This is a genomic window from Flavobacterium tructae, from assembly GCF_001853485.1.
Lineage (GTDB): Bacteria > Bacteroidota > Bacteroidia > Flavobacteriales > Flavobacteriaceae > Flavobacterium > Flavobacterium tructae.
Genome location: NZ_MIKE01000003.1, coordinates 40,953 through 67,262, shown reverse-complemented (window position 1 = coordinate 67,262; position 26,310 = coordinate 40,953). Strand labels below are relative to the sequence as shown.

The following is a 26,310-nucleotide window of genomic DNA, read 5'->3' as shown; positions in this document are numbered from 1 at the left end:
TTTATTTAAAAGTACTAAAATTTAATAATATAAACCTTTGCTCAAAATTGCATTGATTGCTTTTTTTTCATGCTCCAGTAATTTCACCATTTCCTCTTCAGAAATATCATGTTTTACTCCGACATATTCCATCTGATCAAATCCTAAAATTTCATCAAAAATAAGTTTCACCCTTTCAACATGATAATCAGATGTAATGACCACAACAGCATTTAAGTTGTGACCGAGTACTATCTTTTTTGATAAAACGGCATCTTCGACGGTATTGGCAGACAAGGCAGACTCCAGAAAATTTTCAGCACTAAGTCCTTTTTCTTTTAAATATTTGATGGCATAATCTGCGTGTGGAAGCGGCGCTGTATTAAAGTGCTCTCCAAAACCTCCTGTACAAATAATGCAATTGTCCTTTGATTCAAAAATATCGAAACAATATTCTAACCTGTCCAAAGCTACTTGCCCCAAATCTCCTGTTTCTGAATTTGGGGATCCCAAAACTATTAAAACTTTCATCTTTTAAACTAAATAGAATTAGTTATTTTAAATCAAAATTTACTCTTTCAAAAACCCTGCTGTCAGTTCAAAAAACATTTTTGGATTTTCGGCGTGAAGCCAGTGCCCTGCATTGGGAATGGTTTCAAATTTAGCTTTAGGGAAATGTTCGCGAATTGCATCAAAATCTGTATCTAAAATATAGCCGGAATTCCCTCCTCTTATAAACAAGGTATCTTTATCGAAAACTAAATCATCGGCCAGCGCTTTTCCGATAGCATCAAGATTATTATTAAAAACTTCCAGATTGAATCTGAAAGCCAGCTGTCCCGGTTCCTTCCAATATAAATTCTTCAATAAAAATTGCCTTGTACCAAAATCGGATACATATTGCGCAACAATTGCTTCAACATCATTTCGGCTCGGTTTTACCGAAAAATCAACGGCATTTAATCCGGCCAAAATATCCTGATGGTGCTGTTTGTAAAATCGAGGACCAATATCGGCTACAATTAATTTATCGACTATTTCGGGATGCGTAGTAGCAAAAAGCATAGCCACTTTCCCTCCCATTGAATGTCCTAACAGCTCTATTTTTTTTAACTGATTGGCCTGACAATATTCAAACACGTCTTGTACCATTGCTTCATAGGACCATTCGTCTGAATGAAAACTACGTCCGTGATTTCTTAAATCCAGAAGATGAACCTGAAACCCTGCCTCGACATATTGACCTGCAAGTGTTTTCCAGTTGTCTGACATTCCTAAAAATCCGTGCATGATTACGAAAGGCTTTCCTTCTCCTTCTATTTTCGAATATAACATTTGTATTGGGTTTTAAAAACTGCTCACAAAGGTAAAAAAAGTTATGCACCAATTCTTAAACTAATTCCCCCTAACAAAGCTACTTTGTTTAAAAAACTTCGCGGCATTACGGCTTTCCGTAAAGAAAGCACAAATACAAACTGTAACTTGCGCCTTCAAAAATCAAAATAAAATTTTTATTTAATTTAAACCTCAACCATGATTAAAAAATTATTTTTAGTATCCTTAGTTGCTTCTCAACTTATGGTTTCCTGTTCTAGTGACGACAGCAAAGACGAACCTACAAAGGAACAAACTCTGGCAGAACAAATTGAAAATCTTAGCAAACAACCTTATTCAAAACTAACTCCGGCTGAACAAAAAGTAAAATTAGAGGCTGAAGCTAATGAGATGTTGGCTCAATTAGACAAATCAAAAAGTTCCGGTGCTATTGAAGCAATTCAAAACTTAGGCAGATTGTTAGGTCTTAGAGAGGTTGATATTTTTAACGGAAAAAGCGATAATGCAGTAGAAGACATTTTAAATGTTTCTGGTGTTTACGGTATTTATACTTGGGACAATGCCGCAAAAAACTGGGTTAAAACAGCTTCTACAACTGAATTAAAGTTTGTTTTCCCTGCAAAAGCGTCACAAACAGCGAACAATGCAATATTCTCTGCTAAAAGTACTTCATCTGATATCAAAGTAAAAAATATCGACACTTACGGAAACTGGACTTACGACCCTGTAAAACAGCAATATATTCAAAATCCATCTGTATACGACTATTTCTTTTTACCAACATCTGCAGATGCTACTTTAACAATCGATAATGCAACAGCAGCTACTTTTACTCAAACTGCAAAATACTCTAACAAAAAAGAAATCCCGGATGAGTTTGCTTACAAGATGACTTTGAACGATGGATATGCCTGGGAAATGAGTGGTAAAAAAGCGCTGGAAAGCAGCTCAAAAGCTACTTTTACTTTTAACGGAAAAACATTAGTTGATTTCAACGCCGGAAGTACAGCAAACATCGATGGTTTACTTGAAAATGACGAACTTGTTCAGTACAGAGGAAAAGCAAATGGTGTAATTAAATTAATGGACAATTTTATTATTGTTGCTAATATGGATTTGGCTACTGAAGCAGCTGATGATATCGCCTTAGATAAAAGTATTGTTCGCCCTGCTTATTTAACAGATAACACCAACCCTAAAAATGATTACAAAGCCTATTATACGGCCTTAAATGCATACGAGAAAAAATACTCTGAAGGTTTGGTTGCGCTTTTCAATAAAAACATAAAACTGATTTTAGTTTCTAAGAAAGACGGTACCAAAATAGCTGATATTATTAAACGTTCAGAAGCGAGAGGTAACTATACTTTCAATCTGCCTGTTTGGAATGAAAAAAACAAATACTGGTCATGGAATACTGCACAAGGTGAATCTTTTTCACAACCTTACATGGAAGAAATCTACTATCTAAAATTCAGTGATAACACTGAAGTAGAAATGAGTACTTATTTCTCAGAAGGTTTCACAGCACTTGAAACTAAATTCGAGAATTTCGTAAAAGCATTCAAAAGATAATTACTCTTAAAACATAAACTTAAAGCCGTTTTGAAACTATTTTCAAAACGGCTTTGTTTTTTACAGAGCCTTTACCCTAAAAGTACTTTGACCATATCCGGCCCAAATTCCTATTCCGCCTTTTATATTTGATTTCAAACTAGTGTTTGCGGGATAAATAGGGTTTCTGCTGTTTACAATTTCGTTTTGCCAACTGTTCCAAAAATCCAGAGCCTCTTTGTTCTGTGTTCTTAATTTTACATGTATTAAATCTCCATCTACAAAATAAGGAGTGAACTTGGTTTTAGGAAAAAGTAAAACTCCTCTGTTAACTTGTACAGATACTGCCGAAGTACTAAAGTTTTTATCGTCTAAATTGCCATAAAATGCAGGTACAAAAACAGGTTCCTCTCCTTCTATTCTGGTTGCAATCTGATAATAATTTTTTTCGTTTAGCGGGTCATCAAATTTCACAAAAACGTAGCCAGTCGTATCGGTGTCAACTTTCTTTACATACTCTGCACTTTTTATGGCTACTGATTTTGGAATCTTGGTTGTCGCTTCAACCACGCGGTTTAAATACTCTATTTTCAATGAATATTCTTTCCCTGTCTCTCCTTTAAGAACTGAACCATAATACACAAATGGAGGTACTCTATTTTTATCATTCTTAACCCTTAAAACTTCCGATGTCACACCATCTGAAATTGTAATTTTTGCGGAACGTATGACATGATTTAAGACATTTGTGGAATCAATAGTATTGGTAACCGAAATACTGCTCGATAGCAAAACCTGAGCATAATCTCCTTCTTCAATCCAGCCTTCTACTACAATTTTAGATTCTGCTTTTCGGTCGCCAAAATCATCCTTAGAACAACTTGCTATTATCAAAACTACCAGAAACAATATATATTTTTTCATCTTTTTTAAAATTTAAACCTCCAGCTCACAGAAGGCAATATGCAATACAAAACCTTTTCTTCCTGTTTTACAATTACACTGTTTTTATCTTTATTCTCTTTAACACTCAGTACCACATAAATCGGGTTTTTGATATTGAATGTATTGTAAATGGAGAAATTCAAAGCGCTTTCTTTTTTGTTTGTTTTTAAGAAAAAATAATTCACCGAAAGATCGGTTCGGATATAATTAGGCATTTGTGCATTGTTATAACCTGAATACTCTTTAACCGGATTATTATTGATGAAATACCAGGATGTTGGCATGGTAAAACGGTTTCCGGAACCAAACAGTTGTGTAACTCCGAAATTCCATTTAGCATTCAGATCATACATTCCGACAATTGACAGATTATGTCGTCTGTCGTATTTGGCAAAATAGGTTTTCCCGTTGTTGAGTTCCTCAAAATTTCGATCAGACCAACTCAATGTATAACTCAGCCAGCCTGTAAACTTTCCATTGCTTTTACGAAGCATTACCTCCAATCCGTATGCTTTACCTTTTCCCGTCAACAAGTCGTTTTTGAATGTGGTAACCTCATTAAACTGCGTGATACCGTACGGATACTCCAGTAAATCTTTCATCGAACGATAAAAACCTCCCAAAGAAGTACTGAAATTTTTCGAAATATTCTGATTAGAACCGATCGAAAACTCGTCTGACGATTGCGGTTTTATACCGTCTGAACTGGCAATCCAAAAATCAGTTGGAATTCCAACGCTTGAAGTAGTTATCAGGCTCAGATATTGATATTGTCTGTTATAAGATCCATAAAAAGAATATTTTTCGTTTAACTGATAATTCAATAAAACTCTGGGCTGAAAATGCAAATAAGAATCACGGGAACCTGAAGTATAATAATTAACCCGAATACCCAATTCGGCACTTAAACGATCTGTAAATCTAGGCCTTACAGTCGTAAAAATAGCCGCCTCATTGGCATTGATTGTACTATTTTGAAAAGTATTATTAGCATCTGTCAAATTCTCGACATTCACTTTTTGAGGCTGTAAATTATGATGTACGTATTGTATTCCGGATTCTACAGGAACATTTTTTATCTGATATTTAAAAGCGTTATTAAATCCAAAATCTTTTACATACGACGAAACTCCAAACTCAATTGTAGCCTGTTCCATATTCAGCTCATTAGAATATTGGCTGAAATATAGTGCATTTGACATACTTACATTTGGCGAAACTGCAGTAATCAAAGTTGGTGAAATGGTGACATTGCTCCATTTTAAACTGGTTTGCAAAGCAAGGTTTCCGTCTTTGATTTTCAATTCATCACCGCTTACAAAAGCATCGACAGAAAGCAGGTTATTTTTAGAAAGCTGAGAGATAAAAGTTAGATTTCCATCTGAGAAACCATATTTCATATTCTGAACATCATTGTTTTCTGAACCGGAACGCAATAATGGCGCAACAATTTCGTCTATATACGTTTTCCTTGCTGAAATGTACAAGCCTGAGTTTTTACCAACAGGAGCGGTCAATGTAAGCTGTGAAGCTAAAATCCCAACATTTCCCTGAATCCCCAATTCTGAAGGTATTTTTTTATTCGGTATCAAGAGTGTAGTTGAACTCAAACGTCCTCCATATTTTGCATTCGAACTTGATTTATCAAACTCGACACCCTTTATATGATCGGTATTGTAAAAAGGGAAAATCCCCAGCAAGTGTGACATTCCATATACAGGAGTTCCATCGTACAAAATGGCATTATGCCCCGGATCCCCACCTCTAACATACAAATATCCGTTTGCATCTCCTGAATTTTGCACTCCTGGTGTCAGTTGCAAAAGTTTTATAATATCAGTAGTTCCTAAAACAGTCGGAACTGAAGTCAATTCTTTTAAATTAAAGACTAATTTCCCGCCTGATAAAGTCGTTATTGGGCTTTTTTTATCATTGTTCACGATAACTTCTTTCAGATGAGAAACATCTTTATCCAGCACTATTGAAAGCACCGTATCTTTTTCGAAGTTAAGATTAATGATTTTCGTAAGATAACCCAATTGGTTGATTGCTATTTCTACAGGTCCCGGCGACAGCTGTTGCGAGAAATTACCAACAGAGTCAGACAATGTATAATACTGTTGGATCGCTGTTTTTAAAGAAATACTTGCTCCAACGAGATTCTCGTGTTCAGAAGATTTTAGATTTCCGTTTATACTGGCTTTAGATTGCGCAAATACATTGGAAAAACAGAATAAAAAAAAGAGGATAATTGGTTTTGGCACTTGATTTTAATAAGAAAAGTGCGAAAATAAACAATTATAAAGTGTTTTCTAAGAGTAATTATGGTTTTATTTTTATACACTTAACTTTCAGAATCTAACTGAAATCGCTGAATATCATTCTCTATCAACGCTTTTAATTCCTCCTCTTTTGGCATGTATAGTAAATACTGGCTTGCAAAAACACTTTTCTTATCTGCTAAAACAGAATATTTCACTATCGTTTCATCTTTTTCAGAACACAATAGAATTCCAATCGTAGGCTGATCTGATTCGCTCTTCTTTAAATCATCATACATTCGGACATACATATCAATCTGACCAATATCCTGATGAGATAGTAATCCGGTTTTTAAATCTATAATTACAAAACATTTTAAAATGTAATTATAAAAAACCAAATCAATATAAAAATCAGACGTATCCGTAACAATATGCTGTTGTCTCGCTACAAATGCAAACCCTTTTCCAAACTCCAATAAAAATTGCTGTAAATGATCTATTATAGATGTTTCTAAGCTTCGCTCAGAATTTTTAGCTTCAGCTGACAATCCTAAGAATTCAAAAATATAAGGATCTTTTATTAAATTTTGAATAGTATCTGATTCTGCTTTGATACTTTTATGCTCTACAACACGTTCAAATGCTAATGAATTTATTTGCCTTTGAAGCGTCCTGCTGTTCCAGTTGTTCTGAATACTTTCGTTCAGATAATACTTTATTTTTTCCTCCGAAACCAATCGCGACAGTAGTCTATAATGTGTCCAACTCAATTCGTGACGCAATGCGTCACGAATTGGAAAAACTTTGTAAAAAGCACGCATATTTCTCAGATTACTATCATCAAACCCTTTTCCAAACTCAAGTGTAAGTTGATTAGCAAGATTCTTTAAAGTAGCTTTACCATAATCGGCGCGATCTTTCCCTCTTTGTTCGTCTTCAACAATTACTCTCCCAATTTCCCAATAGGTTTCCAATAAAACAGAATTTGCCATTCTAAAGACTCGTTTACGAGACTGGAGAATAATTTCTTTTACTTCTGAAAACAACGGGGTCTGATTCGTGATCATTATCCAATTATTTAAGTTATCTAAACCTTAAAACTTACTTCAATTTATTCAGATACATGTTTACTACGTTATCCAAGCCCAGATAAAGAGCTTCTGAAATCAAAGCATGGCCAATAGACACTTCTAACAATCCCGGGATATTTTGTTTGAAGAACTGAATATTATCCAAACTTAAATCGTGACCTGCATTAATCCCTAAATCCAATTCATTAGCCAGTTTTGCCGCTTCAACATAAGGATCAATTCCGTTTTTATTCCCTAAACCGTATTGATGTGCAAAAGCTTCCGTATACAACTCAATGCGATCTGTTCCTGTTTTTTTTGCTCCTTCTATAACTTCCAGTACCGGATCGACAAAAATCGAAGTTCTGATTCCGTTTCGTTGAAACTCCTGAATAACTTCCGTCAGATACGATTGATTGGCTACAGTATCCCAACCTGCAGACGAGGTAATCGCTCCAATTGCATCAGGAACCAGAGTCACCTGTGTTGGTTTACATTCTAAAACCAAATCGATAAAATTATGCTGAGGATTTCCTTCAATATTATATTCGGTATATACAATTGCTTTTAAATCGCGTGCATCCTGATAGCGAATATGACGCTCGTCCGGACGCGGATGGATTGTGATCCCCTGGCTTCCGAAATTCTGAATATCTGTCGCAACTTTTAATAAATCAGGAACATTTCCGCCGCGTGCATTTCGCAACGTTGCAATTTTATTGATATTTACACTTAACTTTGTCATATAAATAGATAATTAATTCTGGTAACACTATATTTGTTACGACAAAAATACAAAGTAAAACGTAGCGTTTTTTGCTATTTTTTGATTATTTTGCATGAAATATCTTCAATAGATTTATGACAGAAATTACAAACTATATCACCAATGATTTCAGAGCGATTGATAGTCAGGAAACGATAGCATCGGTTCAGGACTTTTTTGCTGATTTGAGTTTTTCGCATTTTCCGGTTTTGGAAAACGGAATTTTTATTGGAAGTATCGCCGCCGATGATGTCGAAACTTTTGATACAGACAAAAAAGCCATTGACTACAAATATACTTTGGAACGTTTTTTTGCCCGAAAATCTATGATTTGGCTTGACGTTCTGGAAGTATTTGCTAAAAATCATACCAATACAATCCCGGTTCTTGACGAAAACAATACCTATATTGGCTATTATGAAATGGAGGACATCATGAAGTTTTTTCAGGAAACTCCTTTTTTAAAAGAGCAAGGCGGCATTATAATCGTTCAAAAAGGACTTTTGGATTACTCCATGGGGCAGGTTACTCAAATTATAGAAAGTAATAACGGTAAAATCCTCGGATGTTTTGTCTCTGAAGCTGACTTAGAAAATGTTCAGATCACCATAAAAATTGGTATAGGACCTATGAATGAAATCATCCAGACTTTTAGACGATACAATTACGAAATCATATCCGAACATCAGGAAGACGCTTATATCAACAGCTTAAAAGAACGTTCTGATTATCTGGACAAATACCTTAACATATAAATTATTAATGTGTCAATAAGCAAATTAGTTGATTAGATAATCTTCACATTGACAAATTATCTAATTGACACATTGACAAATTATCTAATTAACGAATGAAAGTAGCCATTTACGGGCAGTATTACCAAAACAGTACAGGCCCCATTATTAAAGACATTTTTATTTTTTTCAATTCCAATAATGTCGAAATGGTAATTGAAGAAGACTTTCTGAAAATGCTCTACGAAAAAGAACTTGTTAAAAAGGAATATAAAACCTTTTCTTCTTCTACTTCGTTAGACGATAGTTATGAAATGCTCATTAGTATTGGTGGTGACGGAACTATTTTAAGAGCCGCAACTCTGGTTCGCAACTCAGGAATTCCAATACTAGGTATCAACGCGGGAAGATTAGGGTTTCTGGCAACAGTTCCCAGAGAAAGTATCGATAATTTTTTACAATACATCATCGACAAAAATTACACGATCTCCGAAAGAACTTTATTAAGCTTGACCTGTGATCCTAAAAATGAAGCCATCGAAGACGACTTAAACTTTGCAATGAATGAAGTCACCGTCAGCCGAAAAGACACCACGTCTATGATTACAGTTGAAACGTATTTAAACAACGAATACTTAAATTCATACTGGGCAGATGGTTTAATCATTTCAACACCAACCGGCTCGACCGGCTACTCATTAAGCTGCGGTGGTCCTATTCTGACCCCTAATGTTGAGAGCTTAGTGATCACTCCTATTGCGCCGCACAATTTAAACGCAAGGCCGTTAGTTATCCCGGACAATACTGAAATCAAACTTCGCGTTACCGGAAGAGAAGACCAGTATTTAGTTTCTTTAGATTCCAGAATCACCTCCGTAAAAAATGACTCCGTTCTAAAAATTAAAAAAACCGATTTCAAAATAAAAATGGTGGAAATACCGGGCGAAACTTTCCTGAAAACACTGAGAAAAAAACTGCTCTGGGGAGAAGACAAGAGAAATTAAGCGCTTTTCTGAATTACCACTATACGATAATACTACATTTTCCCGTTCTGCATATAGCGAATCATTACCAAATAGCTCAAAATCATATTATAAATTGAAAAAAAAGCACATTTAGCTAAACAAACTTTGATTCGAATCGATAATTATTATATTTGCACGCAATTTTGAATTAAATGAAGAAAATTTTTAATTTATTGTTATGTTTTTTCCCCTTTATCACACTAAATGCTCAAATCAATGAGATTGGTGTTTTTTTAGGTGGAAGCAACTTTGTAGGAGATGTAGGCAAAACTACCTATATTGCACCAGAAAAACTTGCTTTTGGCGTGTTGTACAAATGGAATAAAAGTCCACGTCACTCCTATCGTTTCTCGTATACACAATCAACCGTTACAGGAAACGATTTCGATTCATCTGAAACAGGAAGAAACAGAAGAGGCTATAGCTTTAAAAATAATGTAAAAGAACTTTCAGCGGGTCTGGAATTCAATTTTTTCGACTTTAATCTGCATGATTATCACAGAAAAATAACTCCGTATATCTTCTCCGGGCTTAACTTTTTTATGTACGACAAATTGTACCGCTTTACATCAAGTCCAACCGTAACACAATCTATAAGTTCAAGTTCGTTTGCCATACCTATTATATTAGGTATAAAATCAAACATAACTCCAAGTATTGTTCTGGGAGCTGAAGTTGGAGCACGATATACTTTTACAGATGCTATGGATTCCAGTAATCCAAATACAAAAAACACAAACATATTACAGTTTGGAAATTTAAATAATAATGATTGGTATGTCTTCTCTGGTATTACTTTAACTTATACCTTTGGAGAAAAACCTTGCTATTGCGCAGAATAATAAAAATGAATTTACTAGAATCAATAGATAAAACAAATTTACCTCAACACCTGGCCATTATTATGGACGGGAATGGCCGTTGGGCAAAACAACAAGGTTTTTTAAGAGCATTTGGTCACGAAAACGGAACAAAATCTGTAAAAAACACTATAAAAACATGTGCCAAACTTGGTATTGAATACCTGACGTTATACGCTTTTTCGACAGAAAACTGGAATCGTCCGAAACTGGAAGTCGAAGCACTGATGAAAATTTTGATCAATTCCTTAAAAAAAGAACTTGGAACCCTGCAGGAAAACAACATCAAACTTAATGCTATAGGGAACCTTGAAAAATTACCAAAATCAGCTCAAAAAGAGTTGTTAGATGTAATCGAAAAGACCAAAAATAATACCCGTCTGACCTTAACTTTAGCATTAAGTTACGGATCAAGAGAAGAATTGGTACAAGCCGTTAGAATCATCAGTGATAAAGTTAAAAATAATATAATTTCAATAGACTCTATTGACGATTCAATTATAAATGAGCATCTTTACACGCAAAATTTACCTGACGTAGATTTATTAATAAGAACAAGTGGAGAGCATAGAATAAGTAATTTTTTGCTATGGCAGATCGCCTATGCAGAACTATATTTTACTAATGTCTTATGGCCAGACTTTAAAGACCAAGATTTATATGAGGCTATTATTAGTTATCAAAAAAGAGAACGTAGATTTGGAAAAACCAGTGAACAAATTAAATAATTTTTTAGTGTTGCAAAAAAGAATACAAATAGTCTTTACCCTACTTCTTTTGGGTAGTTTTTCACAAATTAAAGCGCAGGAAAGAGTTCCTTTTGATCAGGGGAAAAAATATATTCTTGCCAAAGTTTCTGTTGTTGGTAAAATAAGCTTTAACGAACAAACAGTTGTTACTTTTTCCGGTCTTCAAAAAGGACAGGAAATTGCTGTTCCGGGTGAAGAAATTAGTGGGGCTATTAAAAAATTAGGCAAACTTGGCCTTTTTGACGAAATCTCTTTTTATGTTAACAAAATCGACAACGACAGTATCTATCTGGATCTGAACATTGTCGAACTCCCTAAATTAAACGAAGTTAAATTCGTTGGTATCAAAAAAAATAAAATCGAAGGGTTAATTAAGGACAATAATCTGACCAAAAACAAAATTGTCAACGAAAACTTAATCACGACAACTAAAAATTATATTGAAAATAAATATAAAAAGGAGGGATTTTACAACACTAAAGTTACCATTACTAATACTCCTGACAGTACTGCAGGCAATCATGTAAACATGCTTGTACGGGTAGATAAAGGAGATAAGGTCAAGATTAGCAGTATCGATTTCATCGGAAACAAACAGCTTAGCGGAAATCAGTTGCGAGCTGCTATGAAAGATACCAAACAAAAGAACGTACTCCGTATCTTAAAGTCTTCTAAATTCATCCCTGAAAAATATAAAACTGACTTAGAAAAAGTCGTTGCTGCTTATAAAGAAAAAGGATATCGTGATGCCCGTATTATTTCTGATTCTGTTAAATACGACAAGAAGAAAAATATGCTGGCCATCAAAATTAATGTGGAAGAAGGAAACAAATACTACTTCGGAAACATTAAATTCTTAGGAAATACAGTCTATTCAGATCAATTATTAAACCGTTATTTAGGAATCAAAAAAGGGGAAACTTATAACGGTGTTTTACTAGAAAAACGTATTGCCGACAAGACAAAACCTGATGCTGAAGACATCACAAACTTATACCAAAACAATGGTTATTTATTCTCTAACATTAATGCTGTAGAGGTAAAAACAGTAAACGACACCATTGATTTTGAGATCAGAGTTACAGAAGGTCCTATCGCATACTTCAACAAAATATCGGTTGTAGGAAATGATAAAACAAACGATCACGTTATTTATCGTGAATTAAGAACTAAACCGGGAGAAAAATACAGCAAAGAACAGTTAGTTCGAACAATTCGTGAAATTGGACAATTAGGATTCTTTGATCCTGAAGCCATTGATCCAAAATTCAAAAATGTTGATGCTGCAGCAGGAACTGTTGACATTGAATATCACGTTGTAGAAAAAGGATCCAGCCAGGTAGAACTTCAGGGAGGTTACGGAGGTGGAGGTTTCATTGGGACCCTTGGATTATCATTCAACAACTTCTCAGCAAGAAACCTGTTCAATAAAGAATCTTATAAGCCATTACCAATGGGTGACGGTCAAAAAGTAGCACTTCGTTTACAGGGAAGTACTTATTTCCAAACCTATAGTGTGTCATTTTCAGAACCATGGTTTGGAGGAAAAAAACCTGTACAATTTAGTTCTTCTATTTCATACAGTAAACAATTCCTAAACAATTTCGCGACCAGACGTGTAGATAAAAGCAAAAGTTTCAACATCCTGACCTTACAGGTTGGTTTAGCTAAAAGACTTACCGTGCCGGACGATTACTTCGTATTATCACAATCTGTAAGTTACCAACATTATGATTTGAACAATTATAACACAGGATTGTTTACCTTTGGTAACGGAGCGTCGAGAAACTTAGCGTATACTATTGGACTTTCCAGAAGTAATAAAGGGGTTAACCCAATATTCCCGACTTATGGTTCAGACTTTAGTATTTCAGCAAAAATAACTCCTCCGTATTCATTGTTTAACGGAATTGATTACGGTGACCTACAAAATCAAAAAGAATATAAAACACAATATACAGGAGCTCCAAAATCTGGTGATGATGGCAAACCATTGAACACTGGAGATTACACTAAAACGGAAATCGTAAACGGAACACCAAGAGTTGTAAGTGTTGGCTCTGATTACGCAAGTGCAGATGTTGACCAGGGGAAAGTCGATCAAAAAAGATACAATTGGCTGGAATATTATAAAATTAAGTTCAAAGGAGAGTGGTTTACCAAACTTTATGGTAAATTAGTACTACGTACGCTAACAGAGTTTGGATTCATGGGAGCCTACAATCAGTCGAGAGGTCTTGTACCGTTTGAGCGTTTCTATTTAGGTGGAGACGGAATGGCAAACTACTCGATGGATGGTAGAGAAACGGTGCAGTTGAGAGGTTATGAAAACAACTCTTTAACTCCTGTAAATGCAAATGGAGAACAGATTGGAGCTACAATCTATAACAAATTCTCTATGGAGTTACGTTATCCGATTACATTAAAAGCTTCTGCATCGATTTATGCATTGGCGTTTTTAGAAGCTGGTTCATCATACCCAACTTTTAAAGCTTATAACCCATTTGATCTGAACCGTTCTGCGGGTGTTGGTTTACGTGTATTCATGCCTGCATTTGGATTATTGGGTATTGACTGGGGTTACGGTTTCGATCCTCAACCGGGAGAAACTAAGGCACATGGTAAAGAAATTCACTTTATCATCGGGCAACAATTCTAAAAAAAAAACAATAGTTGGTTAAAAATTTTCAAATAAAGTAATGTTATGAGAAGACAATTTTTATTTATATTTTTAGCCCTGATTGTAGCAAATACAAGTCAGGCTCAAACAAGAACGACAAGGATTGGCTACATCGATATGGAGTATATTTTGGAAAATGTTTCCGATTACAAAGAGGCTAAGGCTCAATTAGAGCTAAAGGCTCAAAAGTGGAAACAGGAAATAGAAACCAAAAAACTGGACATCAATAATCTTAAAGAAAGCCTTAAAGCCGAAAGAGCTTTACTGACAAAAGAGCTTATTGATGAGAAAGAAACCGAGATTAAATTTCTCGAAACTGAAATGATGGATTATCAACAAAAGCAATTTGGTGTTGACGGAAATCTGATGCATCAGAAAGCTGGCTTGGCAAAACCAATACAAGACCAGGTTTTTACTGCAGTTCAGGATATTGCCGAAGCAAAAAATTATGACTTTGTCTTTGACAAATCATCTGATTTAACCATGCTTTTTAGCAATAAGAAATTTGACATCAGCGATCAGGTAATTCGTATTTTAAACCGTACGGACAAACGAGAGCAACTGACCAAAAAACAATTAAAAGATCAGGAAGCCAAAGAAAAACTGGAAAATGCAATTGATGAAAATCCGGCAATGGCAGACCGACAAAAAGCTCTTGATGACAAAAAAGCCGCCAGAGCAAAACTAATTGAAGACAGAAGACTTGAGCAGGAAGCCAAGAAAAAAGAATACGAAGACAGAAGAAAAGCATTAGCTGCTGAAAGAGATGCCAAAAAAAATGGCACGGTTTCTGAACCTGCCAAAACAGAACCTGCTAAAACGGATGGTACAACAGCTAAACCTGCTACCACTGTTACGCCAACTGAAGGAACAGCACCGGCTCAGCCTGCTGTAAATAAAGCCGAAGAAAGACAAAAACTTTACGAACAGCGCAAAAAAGAATTAGAAGACAGAAGAAAGAAAATTTTAGAAGAAAGAGAAGCGGCGAAAAAAGCAAAAGAAGCCGAAACACAAAAATCAAATACGACCAATAATTAATTAATATTTTTAAAAATGATGAAACAAATCAAAACTTTACTAATTGCTGCAATACTAGTTTTAGGAGCAAGCAACACGATGAACGCGCAAGCTAAGGTAGCTCACGTTGATGTTAGCGAGATTATGTCGAAAATGCCTGCAATGCTAGACGCTCAAAACCAACTGCAAAAATTAAGTGGTACATATGATGCTGAATACAAAAAAATGGTTGACGAATATCAAGTAAAAATCAAAAAATACGAAGGTGAAGCTGCAACTGTAACTGATGCTGTAAACGGAGAACGTTCTAAAGAAGTTCAGGACATGCAAAAAAGAATTGTTGACTACAGAGACAACGCTCAAAAAGAATTACAACAAAAAGAAACTGACATCGTAAAACCATTAATGGAAAAAGTAAAAGCTTCTATCCAAAAAGTTGGAAAAGCTAAAGGTTTCCAATACATTTTAGACGGTTCTACTTTATTATTAGCTGATGGTCCAAACATTACTGCTGATGTAAAAAAAGATTTAGGATTCTAATAAACGAATTCCTTACATAAAAAACGGTCCGTACGATTTAAAGTTCGGACCGTTTTTTTATACATCTCACTGAAATAGGATAAATGCTTCTCTTTAGAGATCAGGCTTGCGCCCTTTCAGGGCTTTACAATGATTATTCTTATTGATAGTGCGTGCACTATGCTATTGCTGAGGCTCTTTCAGAGCAATGAGTTTCAAATAATTCAATCTGAGAGTCAAACCATAAACCAAATGCTTTTTAAAAAAGATTCTGAAAAACTTCTCTTTCAATCACTCCAATATCTAACTCCCCATCCACAAAAACATAGCGAACCTTGTCGAAATCTTTGCGGTCTTTGCGGTTAAACCATCACAATTCTACTCGAGTTAAAATGCCGTTAAAAAACAAAACATCCTACGATTTCCTTTCAATTGGGATATGCATTTATATCAAAAAACATTAAATTTGTCCTATGACAAACAACAATCCTATAGGCGTTTTTGATTCCGGTATTGGAGGAACTTCCATCTGGAACGCCATTCATGACCTGCTTCCTAACGAAAAGACTATTTATTTAGCCGATAGCAAAAATGCTCCTTACGGTCAAAGAACAAAAGAAGAGATTGTTGCTCTAAGTAAAAAAAATGTAGATTTTTTACTGGAACAAAACTGCAAACTAATTGTGGTTGCCTGTAATACTGCTACCACCAATGCTATTCGCGAACTTCGTGCTGATTATGATATTCCCTTTATCGGAATTGAACCGGCAATTAAACCGGCCGCTAACAATTCGAAAACACAGGTTATTGGCATATTGGCCACGCAAGGAACGCTGAACAGTGAACTGTTCAATAAAACTGCCGAAATGTTTCAGCATACCACTATTATCGAACAAGTAGGTCACGGGCTCGTTCAGCTTATTGAAGACGGGAACTTATATTCTCCGGAAATGACTCAGTTACTGGAATCCTATTTGCGACCTATGATTGAGGCCAATATCGATTATCTTGTTCTGGGATGCAGTCATTACCCTTACCTGATTCCGCAAATCAAAAAGATCCTTCCGGAACACATTCATATTATCGATTCAGGAGAAGCGGTTGCAAGACAAACGCAAAATATCCTGCGCGAAACTGTTGGTTTTACTGCTAATCCGAAAAGCGAACCCGTATTTTATGTCAATTCAAATCCCGAAGTTTTAAAATCAATTTTAGACCATAAATATCCTGTTATCGAGAAGGATTTTTAATTCTTTACTCAAATTTTCGCTTAACGAACCAAATTCCGTCTAAAGATAAATTAAGGGATATTTTATGATAATTTTCTTTAATCAGGTTATCCGAAACCCTTCCTCTTTGTCCGTAGGAATAGGAAATATTTAAAGACGAATAGGTATTTTCAAGAGGTAAATTAAGTCCTATTGAAATTGCGGCATTGTGGATTCTTTTACCATCAATTTCCAAATAACCGGTGTCAAAGTTTGCTCCAGCAGCATACTGAACTCTATCCCAATATTTACGAATATTTTTTCTTCCACTGTATGTAAATCCCAGGGCAAACCGATCCTGATTTACGAAATTGCCATACAATTCAGATTGATTGGTACTGCCCCACAAGCTTTTTTCATAATCCAGCGTCATGTTTAAGTTGTTCTTAAAACGTTTACTGATCCCGATCCCCATTTCCAAAGGCATATAATAATCGTCTGTATCTGAAGCCACATCAGACTCTATAGTTGTCACAACATCATCGGCAATAGTTTGAACGGTTTGAACTTTGGATGCTTTAATCCGGGTCGGCACTTTAAATGTTGTCGCAACGGTAAGAGTAGAATCAACATGGTACTGTGTACCTAATGTTGCCCGAAGACCACTGTAATGCGTCTTTTTCTGAATGCTTGTAATGGAATTCATAATTAAGAAACTTCTGTTGTCTTTTGTATTTCCAAACAACACAGATGCTGAAGCTCCAACAGACCATTTCTTACCAAATCGGTAGCCGTAAGACAAATCCAGATTATTTAATCCTCCGGAACCAGTCGCTGTTAAGTAGTAAAAATCCTGGCTGTTTTCGATAGGCAATTTTAAATTCGATATTTTAAAAGCAGCACTCGAATAAGGACGAATCGCAATACTAAATCCTGAATTCTTAGTAACCGGAAAGGCAAATGCCAAATGCGAAAACTGAAAATTATTGCGGCTTTCGCTTCTTAAACTGCTTTGATAAGTAGTCGAAATGGACTTTCCTCCAACATCAAACATAAAATGATTCTGTGGCAAATATCCCAGTGATGCGGGATTTAGATTGTTGATAAAAGAGGCAGAAGGCAAAGCAATTCCTGAAGATCCAATAGAAGGAATGTTTCCAAAATCAGAATCGTACACACTTCCTAAACCATACAACGAGTAAGGTGAACTTGAAATGCTTTGAGAAAACGACGTGAGCGACATCAAAATGAGGCAGCTTAAACAGGCAATTTTACTTTTCATTTAATAAGAGATATAATAAATTTTAAGCTGGAGTTTATTGTTCAAATGTTTCTGATCGCCTAAAACAATCCGGTTAACTGTCTTAGAAATCCCAGGTAAAGTGAGGATAAGAGAAGATCTGGAACTAGATTGCTTCAGCATTTCTTTCTGCAGGAAATAACCAATCGGGACCGAGTATCCCACATTTTCATTGAATTCATCCTTCTTCTTGTTGAGAATACCAAATACGGCAGTTCCGGCCGAATTGACCAACGAAGTACTGATTCGGTTTAAATTATCGCTTACATAAACTTTTAAAGAATCTTCCAACGGATATTTTTCTGAGTACGTATTGTTTACAGGCTTTAAAAACAATTGCGCGTCTACAATCGCTCCGTTAGCTGAAATACGCTTCAGTTGTTTGATGTTCGGGAAATCAATCCGACAGGCAACTCCGGTACCGGACTGAATAAATCCCTGACGATTGGTTAGTACGCTGGAAAGCTTACTATTCGGAGCGGGTAGATTTTGAATTAGGGTTCCTGCCTTATCTAACGAGATGGAATTAAATTGCTTTTGGGCGTCCGAAATCTTGAAATCCATGATATACGGAACTTCTTCAGTATTTGCCTGATATTTGGAATAATACAACCGTACTTTACTCGATGCAACATGAAAGCCAATAACGTTTGCCGAATTTGAAACGGAAGGAACCAGAACAAGCCCTTTTAAATATTCACTAAAACTATCAAAATCTGTGATTTCTCTTTTTTTGAGTTTCTGAAAAAGAGCTGCCCCGAAAGTACTGCTCATCTTAATATTAATAGAATCTTTCCCGGCTGGTCTGGGTTTATACAAAATGCTCCCCAGGCTCTCATCACTATAATTTAAAACCGAATTATTATAGAAGTTTTTGTCATTAGTATTCGGCTTTACTTTCTCTGTTAAGCGATGAATATCAAATGTCTGAACTTTCGTGGTATCTCCGTAATAATATTTATCATATTTCAGAATCATCGCAATAGAATCAAAAACATAATTGGTGGATTCTGTATCAGATCCGTCATTTTTTAAAGAATAAGAATCGGAAGCCAACTGAAAATAACTGTTCGATTTTACTTTTCCATAAATAGGATCTTCATAACTTCCAATTAAAATACGGTTTTTCCCAGAAGTAATCAAAGAGTCAAAATTTATGGTTGACATCTCCACAGTCATGGTATCAATCAAAATAACTTTATTGCTCACGGCCAGATAATCAGACCCCACTACAAACTCACCCGCATCTGAGTCGGTTCCGCATGAAAACAGGGTCATTGTCAAAAATAACATTACGATGTACTTGTGCATATTCTAATTTTTTGGGCAAATATAAATGGCACTCTTTCGCGCCACATCATAACATATACCGTCATGCATTTTTACACTATAAACAGCCAAAAAATATCTATAACAGATCTACAGCATCAAATACCCCGTTCGGCTTTGAAATCGGCTGTTTAGTCTATCAAAAATCGCTATACATATATCTTCTTTTTTTTAAAACCACTAGCCTCCTACTTTTGAACCAATAAATAAGTAATGAAAATAAGGATGCTAATTGGTTCGTTTTTTTTGATTTCGTTTTTCAACAATATTCGTAATACTTTCAATCTGACCAATAGTTTCAACAGTAATTTTTATCATCTTGATGATGCAAAACAATCATAAAGCCTATGATTTTAATACCGGTAACAGCTATGCCTTAGGAATTGGCATCAAATACAAACAATAAATAAACTCAATACATTATGAATAATTTAAAAAAAGGAATACTATTCGCGACGCTGTTTTCAGGTCTCTTTTTTATAAGCTGTAGCAATGACAGCAGCGAGGAGCTAATAGGAAACTGGGTTAAAAAATCGGCATTCGACGGACCAGCAAGATCCAGTGCTACCAGTTTTGTCATTGGCGATTATGCTTATGTCGCAACAGGTTATACCGGAGATGTTTATCTGAAAGATTTATGGTCGTATAATTCAACGGGAGATTACTGGGAGCAAAAAGCGGATCTTCCGGGTATCGGAAGAAGTTCAGCCTCGGCTTTCGCCTTAAATCAAAAAGGATATCTTGGTTTGGGTTATGATGGAACTAATAAATTAAAAGATTTTTATCAGTACGATCCGAGCAGCAATACCTGGGCCCAAAAGACTGATTTTGCCGGAACAGGCCGCTACGCTGCGGTAGGTTTTCAGGCGGGTGGAAAAGCTTATTTTGGAACCGGTTATGATGGAAATTACCTAAAAGATTTCTATCAATACAACGATCAAGCCAATAGCTGGACGCTTGTAAATGGTTTTAGCGGAAATAAAAGACGTAATGCCACTGCTTTTGTAATTGCCGATAAAGTTTATTTGGGAACGGGAATTAATAACGGAGTATATCAGGAAGATTTTTGGGAATTTGATCCCGCCACTGAGGCATGGACCAGAAAACGAGACATTGATAAAGATACCGAAGACGACAGCTCCTACAATGATGATTACGCCGTTGTTCGTTCAAATGCCTCTGCTTTTGCCATGAATGGTTTGGGTTATGTTGTGGGAGGAGATAATATCAAAACCATCTGGGAATATAACCCCACCACCGATTTATGGTCAGAAAAAACACCAATGGAGGGTGCAACCAGAACAGATGCCGTTGGCTTTGCCATCAACAATCGTGGTTTTTATATGCTTGGAAGAACGGGTTCAACCTATTTTGATGATGCCTGGGAATTTAAACCGTTAGATGCACAAACAAGCAATGACAACTAAAATAAAAATACCGTTCTTCTGGAGTAAAATCCGGAAGAATGTATTGCTTACGGCACTTATTTTACAATTTTTAGCCTGCGCGAAAAATGAAACTTTTAAAATCGAAGCCTTCAAAACTACGTCAGGTTGGGGTTATTCGATTGCTACAAAGAACAAAATCATTATCAAGCAGGCTATTATTCCCGTCATAAACGACTCTAAAAGTTTTGCCTCAGAAAGTGATGCTTTAAAAGTGGCACATTTAGTCGTGACCAGACTCGATCAAAATAGATCGCCAACAGTAACCAAAAATGATTTAATTTTATTAAAAATAAAATTATAGATGAAACTCGATACGATTAGAAATACAAGTTCAAACAAAATTTTACTGCACACTATCATCTGGGTTTTCTTTATTCTGACTTCATTAATTCAATTTTACGAAAGTCCGTTTAAGGTTAGCGCCGATTTTTATGTACAATGGAGCACAGGAATTGTTTTGTTTTATCTGAACTTTTTCTATCTGGTTCCTGTCTTGCTTTTGGAGAAAAAATACTGGCTTTATTTTGTATTTGTATTTGCCCTTATTTTACTTTTTATGATTATCAGAATCAATTATTTTATTCCTGATTTTAGTCAGGCAAGGCCTTTAAAAAATTTACCGCCACCGGAAGATCTTAAACTAATGTACAAAGGAACAAGAGTAAGGGCTGTTTTAGCAACAAGACAGCCTTTATTTTTTAAAATTGGCCCTTCGTTTTTCTATATTTTAATCATTACTATCAGCGCTATTATCAGAACGCTAACCGAATTTTACAACAATCAGCAAAACAAATTAATCGCCGAAACACACCGAACCAATACAGAACTGATCTATCTGCGCAAACAAACCAATCCTCATTTTTTATTCAATTCATTAAACAGTATTTATTCACTGGCACACAAAAAATCAGATTTAGTTCCGGATGCCATCGTAACCTTATCAGAATTGATGCGCTATATGCTGTATGAAACGGATAACAAAACGGTCGATTTAGAAAAAGAAATCAATTACATCCAGAACTACATTGAATTGCAAAAACTCAGATTAAACAATATTGAAGACATCGTAATCAATGTTCATGGAGACACCAGAAACAAATTTATTGAACCTTTATTATTGATTTCGTTTGTTGAAAATGCGTTCAAATACGGAACCGATTACAAAGGTGCGGCTCACGTAAAAATTAAGATATTCATTCTAAACAGCAGTCTGGATTTCTGGATTGAAAATACGATTGAAGATTATAGTAAAGATCCTGACAACTCAGGAATTGGACTGGTCAACATTCAAAACCGACTGGATTTACTTTATCCCAATGCGCATAAACTTGATATCACACAACACGACGAATTTTTTCGCGTGCATTTGAATTTGGAATTGGATAAAATTCAAACCGCGATAGATTAGACCTTTTTACCTAAGGTTACTTTACAATAAAAGCTAAAAAGTTCTTCTACGTATTTTTATGATAATTTTAAAACTTATTTTATTGGTTTAAAAGTACTTTTGGCGCTAAACAAAACTTTAAAATTAAAACTTCAACAGATGAAATGTGTAATTATAGACGATGAACCTTTAGCAGTTGAATTACTGGAAGATTTTGTTCAAAAAGTAGATTCTCTCGAATTGATCCATACTTTCAACAATGCCATTGATGCTATTTCTTTCATCAATCAGAACAATGTTGATTTGATTTTTCTGGACATCCAGATGCCGCATTTCTCAGGAATTGATTTCTTAAATACGATCGAGAAAAAACCATTAGTTATTTTTACCACTGCTTTTTCTGATTATGCCGTTGAAGGTTTTAACCTCGGAGCAGTGGATTATTTGGTTAAACCTATTCCGTTTCACCGGTTTTTGAAATCGGTCGTACGGGCACAGCAGGTATTAAATCCGACCACAACGGTTCAGGCCATTTCAGAACACACTACCGCGCCGGAACTGGAACAGGATTTTATGTTCGTAAGAGCGGAGTACGAAAATGTAAAAATGAATTTCTCTGATATTCTATTTATTGAAGGACTAAAAGATTACGTAAAAATTTATACTATTGATAACAAATTTACTCTCACACTAATCAGTTTAATTAAGCTTGAAAATCTGCTTTCGAACAAAGGTTTCTCTCGAATTCACCGCTCTTATATCATCAATATAAAACATGTGAAATCCATTCAGAAGAATAAAGTTTTGATTAGCGATAAACGCATTCCTATTAGTGAAAGTTATAAGACTTCTTTCTTCGAAAGAATCAACCTTTAGATTCAATTTCAAAAATAGAAATTCCAAATTCCAATATGTTGCGTAAAACTTTTGGAATTTGGAATTTGAAACTTCTAATATTTACAACGTTTCTTCATTTTTAAACCAACCGGAATACATGACGTAATTGTTAGAAATACGCTCAATTTCGCCTGCAAAATCAGACTGATCAATGTCTTTTACTTTTTTAGCCGGGACACCTGCATAAATACTTCCTGAAGTTATGACCGTATTTTGAGTAACGACAGCACCGGCTGCAATAATCGAGTTGCTTTCAACCACACAATTATCCATAACAATAGCGCCCATACCAATCAAAACATTATCGTGAATCGTGCAGCCGTGAACAATTGCATTGTGTCCTATGGAAACATTATTACCTATAATAGTAGGATGTTTTTGATACGTACAATGGATGATGGCACCGTCCTGAATGTTCACCTTATTTCCAATAGTAATAAAGTTAACATCACCACGAATAACTGCATTGAACCAAACACTGCAGGACTCTCCAAAAGTCACATCGCCCACAATTGTAGCATTTTCGGCCACATAACAATCTTCTGGAATCAAAGGTGCTTTTCCGTTTACAGATTTAATCAGCATAATAAGTTTTTAATTAATGGCAGGACAATTACAATCGTAACGTTCCTTTTTACAAAATAAATTAATTCCGAGGGTAATTTGGTGATAGCCACCTGTGTCAAATTTTACATCACCCGTAACCTGAGAATAGGTATAAGCAAACATGAAATTTTTATAGTTCACGCCAACGATTGGTGTAATATATTGCAGTTTTTGAGCAGCTACTCCACTTGATGAACTGTACTGAGTACCATTAAAACCTTTTCGATAAGACAAGGCAGCCCAAAGACTTCCAAAATCCATATTTTTATACGCTTTAAGGTTTAAATCGATAGTCTTTTCTTTGGTTTTATCAAACACCTGAAACATTACAGATGGCTCCCAGGTTATTTTACTTCTTTTTCCAAAAACATAGCCTGCACTTAACAGAAACTTTCTTAGATTATTACTTTCATATTCGGTATACAATTCTCTTCGGGTTTCCAGAACACCCTGAACTGTTGCATGGGCATAAAAATCAAGATAGTTGTACGATGCCCCAATATCTAAATTAAAGTACGAATCTTTTTGAATAGAGCCGAAAACGATAGGATCAAAAGTAGTTCCAAATTTAGTTTCATCCAATTGACTCTGAATCACTCCCCCACTAATACCAAATGAAAGCTGATTTAAATCGAGTTCATCTCTGGAAAACAAGATATGATGTGCATAGGTAAGTTTCAATCCTTTTTGAGAATGGTAACCGTTTTTATCATTAAAAATAATAATTCCGGCTCCTGACCGCTCTCCTATTCTGCCATTAAAAGTCAAAGTTTGCAAAGACGGAGCATCCTCCTGGCCAAACCATTGTTTTCTGGCAGTCAGTCTTATCTTGGCACAATTCGCCGCTCCTGCCATCGACGGATGGATCAGGTAATAATTATCAGACAAATAATCAGAGTAAACCGGTATCCCCTCTTGTGAATAAGAATAAGCGGATACAATTAGAAAAAACAATAAAACCCTGATTCTAAATTTCATAAAGACAATATTGAACGACTATATTTTAAACTCCTCTAATTTAATACGATTAATTTGAAAAGAGTCTTAATTATTTTATTAAAAAATCAAATATAGGTATTAGTAGAAAATAACTTTACTAAATTTGTAAAAAATTACAAATCATGACAAAAATCACCATAAAAGAAACTCAAAATCCAACGATATTAAAGTTCGAATTCGAGGATTTCATTACTCAGAATCAAAGTTTCGAATTCAAAAATATTGACGAAGCACAAGCCTCGCCTTTAGCACAGCAATTATTCTATTTACCGTTTGTAAAAACCGTTTATATTTCAGGAAACTTTATCGCAATCGAAAGATATAGTATTGTAGAATGGGATGATGTGAAAGATGCGGTTGCGGAACAAATTACTTCATTTGTAGATAAAGGTGGAATCATTATTAAAGTTGAAGAAACCCAAGCCAAAAAACAACCTATTACAGTTTATGGAGAAACAACTCCTAATCCTGCAGCCCTGAAATTTGTGGTGAGCAGAATGCTGACCAGAAACGCTGTTGAGTATAAAAACATCGATCAGACTGCTTCTTCTCCATTAGCCAAAGAATTATTCAAATTCCCTTATGTGAAAGAAGTTTTTATTGATGAAAACTACATTTCGGTAACCAAATACGACATCAATGACTGGCAGGAAATTACACTTGAAGTACGAACTTTTATCAAGCAATTTATTGAAAACGGAGGAACTGTTTTAGATGAAAGTCTAATTGAAACAGCTACTAAAAATGACATTACAAAAGACGAAGCATTTGACAAACTGGATGTTACTTCGCAACAAATCATTAACATTCTTGAAGAATACGTAAAACCTGCAGTTGCTGCTGACGGTGGAAATATTGCTTTTGACTCTTATAATGAAGAAGACAAAACAGTAAAAGTAATTCTACAAGGAGCTTGTAGTGGCTGCCCATCCTCAACTTTTACTTTAAAAAGCGGAATCGAAAATATGCTAAAAAGCATGTTAAATGACGAAGCCATTAAAGTAGAGGCTGTAAACGCTTAATTTTTTTTATCCTTTATAAAATACAGAAAGCGTCTGCCAATGGCAGGCGCTTTTTTCATTAAAACACATATCTCACTAATTATCAGCAAATTATTAATCAAATAACGCTGTACTATTTTAAAAATAGTTAATATTGTATTCTAAACCAATCAATATCAAGACTATGGGATTATCTTCATTCTTTAAGAATTTATTTGGCACAGCCAAAGATTCTGCTACTGATCTGGCACATCAGGCCGAAACCACTTTTGAACAAGCCAAAGAGGCCGCTGCTCCTTATATTGATAAAGCAGAAACCTTCGCCGAAGAAACTTTTACAAAAGCCAAAGAAGCATCAGAACCACTGATTGAAACAGCAACGGATTATGCGCATCAGGCCAAAGATATTGTTAGCGAATATGTCGAAAAAGCATCTGATTCTATAAGCGACGTAATTGATTCTGTAAAAGAAAAAACCAGCGAACTAACCGGAGAAACTAAGGCAATTGTTTCAGAAACCGTAACTGATATTAGCGAAAAAACGGTTACTAAAGCAGATGATGTTATTGACGGGACTACCGACAAGGAATAAAACTCCTTTTTCTTATCCCGGGAAATATTTTTATATTTGCACAACT

25 protein-coding genes are annotated in these 26,310 nt (G+C 35.3%); 15 read left to right on the top strand and 10 right to left on the bottom strand.

What is annotated here, in order from left to right; genetic code table 11:
• Positions 1-21: 21 nt before the first annotated feature.
• On the bottom strand, positions 22-510 hold the full coding sequence (locus BHE19_RS01180) for a YdcF family protein (RefSeq protein ID WP_070905636.1): 489 nt from the start codon (positions 508-510) through the stop codon (positions 22-24).
• Between the two features lie 39 nt (positions 511-549).
• Positions 550-1,314 (bottom strand): alpha/beta fold hydrolase, encoded by a 765-nt coding sequence (locus tag BHE19_RS01175; protein ID WP_070905635.1) that lies wholly within the window; start codon positions 1,312-1,314, stop codon positions 550-552.
• Between the two features lie 198 nt (positions 1,315-1,512).
• Here BHE19_RS01175 and BHE19_RS01170 point away from each other — a divergent pair, with 198 nt between their 5' ends.
• On the top strand, positions 1,513-2,889 hold the full coding sequence (locus BHE19_RS01170) for a hypothetical protein (protein ID WP_070905634.1): 1,377 nt from the start codon (positions 1,513-1,515) through the stop codon (positions 2,887-2,889).
• Positions 2,890-2,949: 60 nt separating this feature from the next.
• On the opposite strand, the gene BHE19_RS01165 is transcribed toward BHE19_RS01170, so the two are convergent.
• The 4 genes from BHE19_RS01165 to BHE19_RS01150 all read right to left on the bottom strand — a co-directional run bounded on the left by BHE19_RS01165 (position 2,950) and on the right by BHE19_RS01150 (position 7,892).
• Positions 2,950-3,792: a DUF4249 domain-containing protein gene (locus BHE19_RS01165; protein WP_070905633.1), complete on the bottom strand. Its 843-nt coding sequence runs from the start codon at positions 3,790-3,792 to the stop codon at positions 2,950-2,952.
• 5 nt (positions 3,793-3,797) lie between these two features.
• Positions 3,798-6,077 carry a TonB-dependent receptor plug domain-containing protein gene (locus BHE19_RS01160; protein WP_070905632.1) on the bottom strand — a complete coding sequence of 760 codons (2,280 nt, stop codon included), beginning with the start codon at positions 6,075-6,077 and terminating at the stop codon, positions 3,798-3,800.
• 80 nt (positions 6,078-6,157) lie between these two features.
• Entirely contained in the window at positions 6,158-7,144 is a 987-nt protein-coding gene (locus tag BHE19_RS01155; RefSeq protein ID WP_070905631.1) for a PDDEXK nuclease domain-containing protein, read from the bottom strand.
• Between the two features lie 34 nt (positions 7,145-7,178).
• Positions 7,179-7,892, bottom strand: a complete 714-nt coding sequence (locus tag BHE19_RS01150) for a pyridoxine 5'-phosphate synthase (protein WP_017497925.1) — start codon at positions 7,890-7,892, stop codon at positions 7,179-7,181.
• A 116-nt stretch (positions 7,893-8,008) separates the two neighbouring features.
• Here BHE19_RS01150 and BHE19_RS01145 point away from each other — a divergent pair, with 116 nt between their 5' ends.
• From BHE19_RS01145 to murI, 8 genes are all read left to right on the top strand, one after another.
• Complete coding sequence (locus tag BHE19_RS01145) at positions 8,009-8,668, top strand: CBS domain-containing protein (protein ID WP_070905630.1); 660 nt, start codon at positions 8,009-8,011, stop codon at positions 8,666-8,668.
• A gap of 95 nt (positions 8,669-8,763) precedes the next feature.
• Entirely contained in the window at positions 8,764-9,651 is an 888-nt protein-coding gene (locus BHE19_RS01140) for an NAD kinase (protein WP_017497923.1), read from the top strand.
• A 173-nt stretch (positions 9,652-9,824) separates the two neighbouring features.
• Complete coding sequence (gene porG, locus BHE19_RS01135; protein WP_017497922.1) at positions 9,825-10,514, top strand: type IX secretion system protein PorG; 690 nt, start codon at positions 9,825-9,827, stop codon at positions 10,512-10,514.
• A gap of 5 nt (positions 10,515-10,519) precedes the next feature.
• Complete coding sequence (locus BHE19_RS01130; RefSeq protein WP_070905629.1) at positions 10,520-11,260, top strand: isoprenyl transferase; 741 nt, start codon at positions 10,520-10,522, stop codon at positions 11,258-11,260.
• Entirely contained in the window at positions 11,193-13,940 is a 2,748-nt protein-coding gene (locus BHE19_RS01125; protein WP_070905628.1) for a BamA/OMP85 family outer membrane protein, read from the top strand. The genes BHE19_RS01130 and BHE19_RS01125 overlap by 68 nt, the downstream gene beginning before the upstream one ends.
• Before the next feature lie 45 nt (positions 13,941-13,985).
• A complete protein-coding gene (locus BHE19_RS01120) occupies positions 13,986-14,999 on the top strand; it encodes an OmpH family outer membrane protein (RefSeq protein WP_017497919.1) in 1,014 nt (337 codons plus the stop codon).
• Between the two features lie 15 nt (positions 15,000-15,014).
• Complete coding sequence (locus BHE19_RS01115) at positions 15,015-15,518, top strand: OmpH family outer membrane protein (protein ID WP_017497918.1); 504 nt, start codon at positions 15,015-15,017, stop codon at positions 15,516-15,518.
• A gap of 452 nt (positions 15,519-15,970) precedes the next feature.
• Complete coding sequence (gene murI / locus BHE19_RS01105) at positions 15,971-16,747, top strand: glutamate racemase (RefSeq protein ID WP_017497917.1); 777 nt, start codon at positions 15,971-15,973, stop codon at positions 16,745-16,747.
• Positions 16,748-16,751: 4 nt separating this feature from the next.
• Here the strand turns inward: murI and BHE19_RS01100 are convergent, their stop codons facing one another.
• Positions 16,752-17,987: a PorV/PorQ family protein gene (locus BHE19_RS01100; RefSeq protein ID WP_070905626.1), complete on the bottom strand. Its 1,236-nt coding sequence runs from the start codon at positions 17,985-17,987 to the stop codon at positions 16,752-16,754.
• Positions 17,988-19,316 (bottom strand): DUF4270 family protein, encoded by a 1,329-nt coding sequence (locus BHE19_RS01095; protein ID WP_233431342.1) that lies wholly within the window; start codon positions 19,314-19,316, stop codon positions 17,988-17,990.
• Positions 19,317-19,756: 440 nt separating this feature from the next.
• On the opposite strand from BHE19_RS01095, the gene BHE19_RS01090 reads away from it, so the two are divergent.
• The 4 genes from BHE19_RS01090 (at position 19,757) to BHE19_RS01075 (ending at position 23,045) form a co-directional block, all read left to right on the top strand.
• A complete protein-coding gene (locus BHE19_RS01090) occupies positions 19,757-20,761 on the top strand; it encodes a Kelch repeat-containing protein (RefSeq protein ID WP_070905624.1) in 1,005 nt (334 codons plus the stop codon).
• Positions 20,751-21,083, top strand: a complete 333-nt coding sequence (locus tag BHE19_RS01085; RefSeq protein WP_070905623.1) for a DUF4907 domain-containing protein — start codon at positions 20,751-20,753, stop codon at positions 21,081-21,083. Before BHE19_RS01090 ends, BHE19_RS01085 begins: the two co-directional genes overlap by 11 nt.
• Positions 21,084-22,190: a sensor histidine kinase gene (locus BHE19_RS01080; RefSeq protein WP_070905622.1), complete on the top strand. Its 1,107-nt coding sequence runs from the start codon at positions 21,084-21,086 to the stop codon at positions 22,188-22,190.
• Positions 22,191-22,328: 138 nt separating this feature from the next.
• On the top strand, positions 22,329-23,045 hold the full coding sequence (locus BHE19_RS01075) for a LytR/AlgR family response regulator transcription factor (protein ID WP_026110134.1): 717 nt from the start codon (positions 22,329-22,331) through the stop codon (positions 23,043-23,045).
• An 81-nt stretch (positions 23,046-23,126) separates the two neighbouring features.
• On the opposite strand, the gene BHE19_RS01070 is transcribed toward BHE19_RS01075, so the two are convergent.
• Entirely contained in the window at positions 23,127-23,651 is a 525-nt protein-coding gene (locus BHE19_RS01070) for a gamma carbonic anhydrase family protein (RefSeq protein WP_070905621.1), read from the bottom strand.
• 9 nt (positions 23,652-23,660) lie between these two features.
• On the bottom strand, positions 23,661-24,650 hold the full coding sequence (locus BHE19_RS01065) for a PorP/SprF family type IX secretion system membrane protein (RefSeq protein ID WP_070905620.1): 990 nt from the start codon (positions 24,648-24,650) through the stop codon (positions 23,661-23,663).
• Positions 24,651-24,793: 143 nt separating this feature from the next.
• Between BHE19_RS01065 and BHE19_RS01060 the strand changes: the two genes are divergently transcribed.
• Positions 24,794-25,693, top strand: coding sequence for a NifU N-terminal domain-containing protein (locus tag BHE19_RS01060; protein ID WP_070905619.1), 900 nt, complete (start codon positions 24,794-24,796; stop codon positions 25,691-25,693).
• Positions 25,694-25,856: 163 nt separating this feature from the next.
• Positions 25,857-26,264: a hypothetical protein gene (locus BHE19_RS01055; RefSeq protein ID WP_070905618.1), complete on the top strand. Its 408-nt coding sequence runs from the start codon at positions 25,857-25,859 to the stop codon at positions 26,262-26,264.
• Positions 26,265-26,310 lie beyond the last annotated feature (46 nt).

Bases quoted from the DNA above. Each gene is read 5' to 3' on its own strand.
- BHE19_RS01180 (WP_070905636.1), bottom strand. From the start codon at position 510: ATGAAAGTTTTAATAGTTTTGGGATCCCCAAATTCAGAAACAGGAGAT.
- BHE19_RS01175 (WP_070905635.1), bottom strand. From the start codon at position 1,314: ATGTTATATTCGAAAATAGAAGGAGAAGGAAAGCCTTTCGTAATCATG.
- BHE19_RS01170 (WP_070905634.1), top strand. From the start codon at position 1,513: ATGATTAAAAAATTATTTTTAGTATCCTTAGTTGCTTCTCAACTTATG.
- BHE19_RS01165 (WP_070905633.1), bottom strand. From the start codon at position 3,792: ATGAAAAAATATATATTGTTTCTGGTAGTTTTGATAATAGCAAGTTGT.
- BHE19_RS01155 (WP_070905631.1), bottom strand. From the start codon at position 7,144: ATGATCACGAATCAGACCCCGTTGTTTTCAGAAGTAAAAGAAATTATT.
- BHE19_RS01150 (WP_017497925.1), bottom strand. From the start codon at position 7,892: ATGACAAAGTTAAGTGTAAATATCAATAAAATTGCAACGTTGCGAAAT.
- BHE19_RS01145 (WP_070905630.1), top strand. From the start codon at position 8,009: ATGACAGAAATTACAAACTATATCACCAATGATTTCAGAGCGATTGAT.
- BHE19_RS01140 (WP_017497923.1), top strand. From the start codon at position 8,764: ATGAAAGTAGCCATTTACGGGCAGTATTACCAAAACAGTACAGGCCCC.
- porG (WP_017497922.1), top strand. From the start codon at position 9,825: ATGAAGAAAATTTTTAATTTATTGTTATGTTTTTTCCCCTTTATCACA.
- BHE19_RS01130 (WP_070905629.1), top strand. From the start codon at position 10,520: ATGAATTTACTAGAATCAATAGATAAAACAAATTTACCTCAACACCTG.
- BHE19_RS01125 (WP_070905628.1), top strand. From the start codon at position 11,193: ATGAGGCTATTATTAGTTATCAAAAAAGAGAACGTAGATTTGGAAAAA.
- BHE19_RS01120 (WP_017497919.1), top strand. From the start codon at position 13,986: ATGAGAAGACAATTTTTATTTATATTTTTAGCCCTGATTGTAGCAAAT.
- BHE19_RS01115 (WP_017497918.1), top strand. From the start codon at position 15,015: ATGATGAAACAAATCAAAACTTTACTAATTGCTGCAATACTAGTTTTA.
- murI (WP_017497917.1), top strand. From the start codon at position 15,971: ATGACAAACAACAATCCTATAGGCGTTTTTGATTCCGGTATTGGAGGA.
- BHE19_RS01100 (WP_070905626.1), bottom strand. From the start codon at position 17,987: ATGAAAAGTAAAATTGCCTGTTTAAGCTGCCTCATTTTGATGTCGCTC.
- BHE19_RS01095 (WP_233431342.1), bottom strand. From the start codon at position 19,316: ATGCACAAGTACATCGTAATGTTATTTTTGACAATGACCCTGTTTTCA.
- BHE19_RS01090 (WP_070905624.1), top strand. From the start codon at position 19,757: ATGAATAATTTAAAAAAAGGAATACTATTCGCGACGCTGTTTTCAGGT.
- BHE19_RS01085 (WP_070905623.1), top strand. From the start codon at position 20,751: ATGACAACTAAAATAAAAATACCGTTCTTCTGGAGTAAAATCCGGAAG.
- BHE19_RS01080 (WP_070905622.1), top strand. From the start codon at position 21,084: ATGAAACTCGATACGATTAGAAATACAAGTTCAAACAAAATTTTACTG.
- BHE19_RS01075 (WP_026110134.1), top strand. From the start codon at position 22,329: ATGAAATGTGTAATTATAGACGATGAACCTTTAGCAGTTGAATTACTG.
- BHE19_RS01070 (WP_070905621.1), bottom strand. From the start codon at position 23,651: ATGCTGATTAAATCTGTAAACGGAAAAGCACCTTTGATTCCAGAAGAT.
- BHE19_RS01065 (WP_070905620.1), bottom strand. From the start codon at position 24,650: ATGAAATTTAGAATCAGGGTTTTATTGTTTTTTCTAATTGTATCCGCT.
- BHE19_RS01060 (WP_070905619.1), top strand. From the start codon at position 24,794: ATGACAAAAATCACCATAAAAGAAACTCAAAATCCAACGATATTAAAG.
- BHE19_RS01055 (WP_070905618.1), top strand. From the start codon at position 25,857: ATGGGATTATCTTCATTCTTTAAGAATTTATTTGGCACAGCCAAAGAT.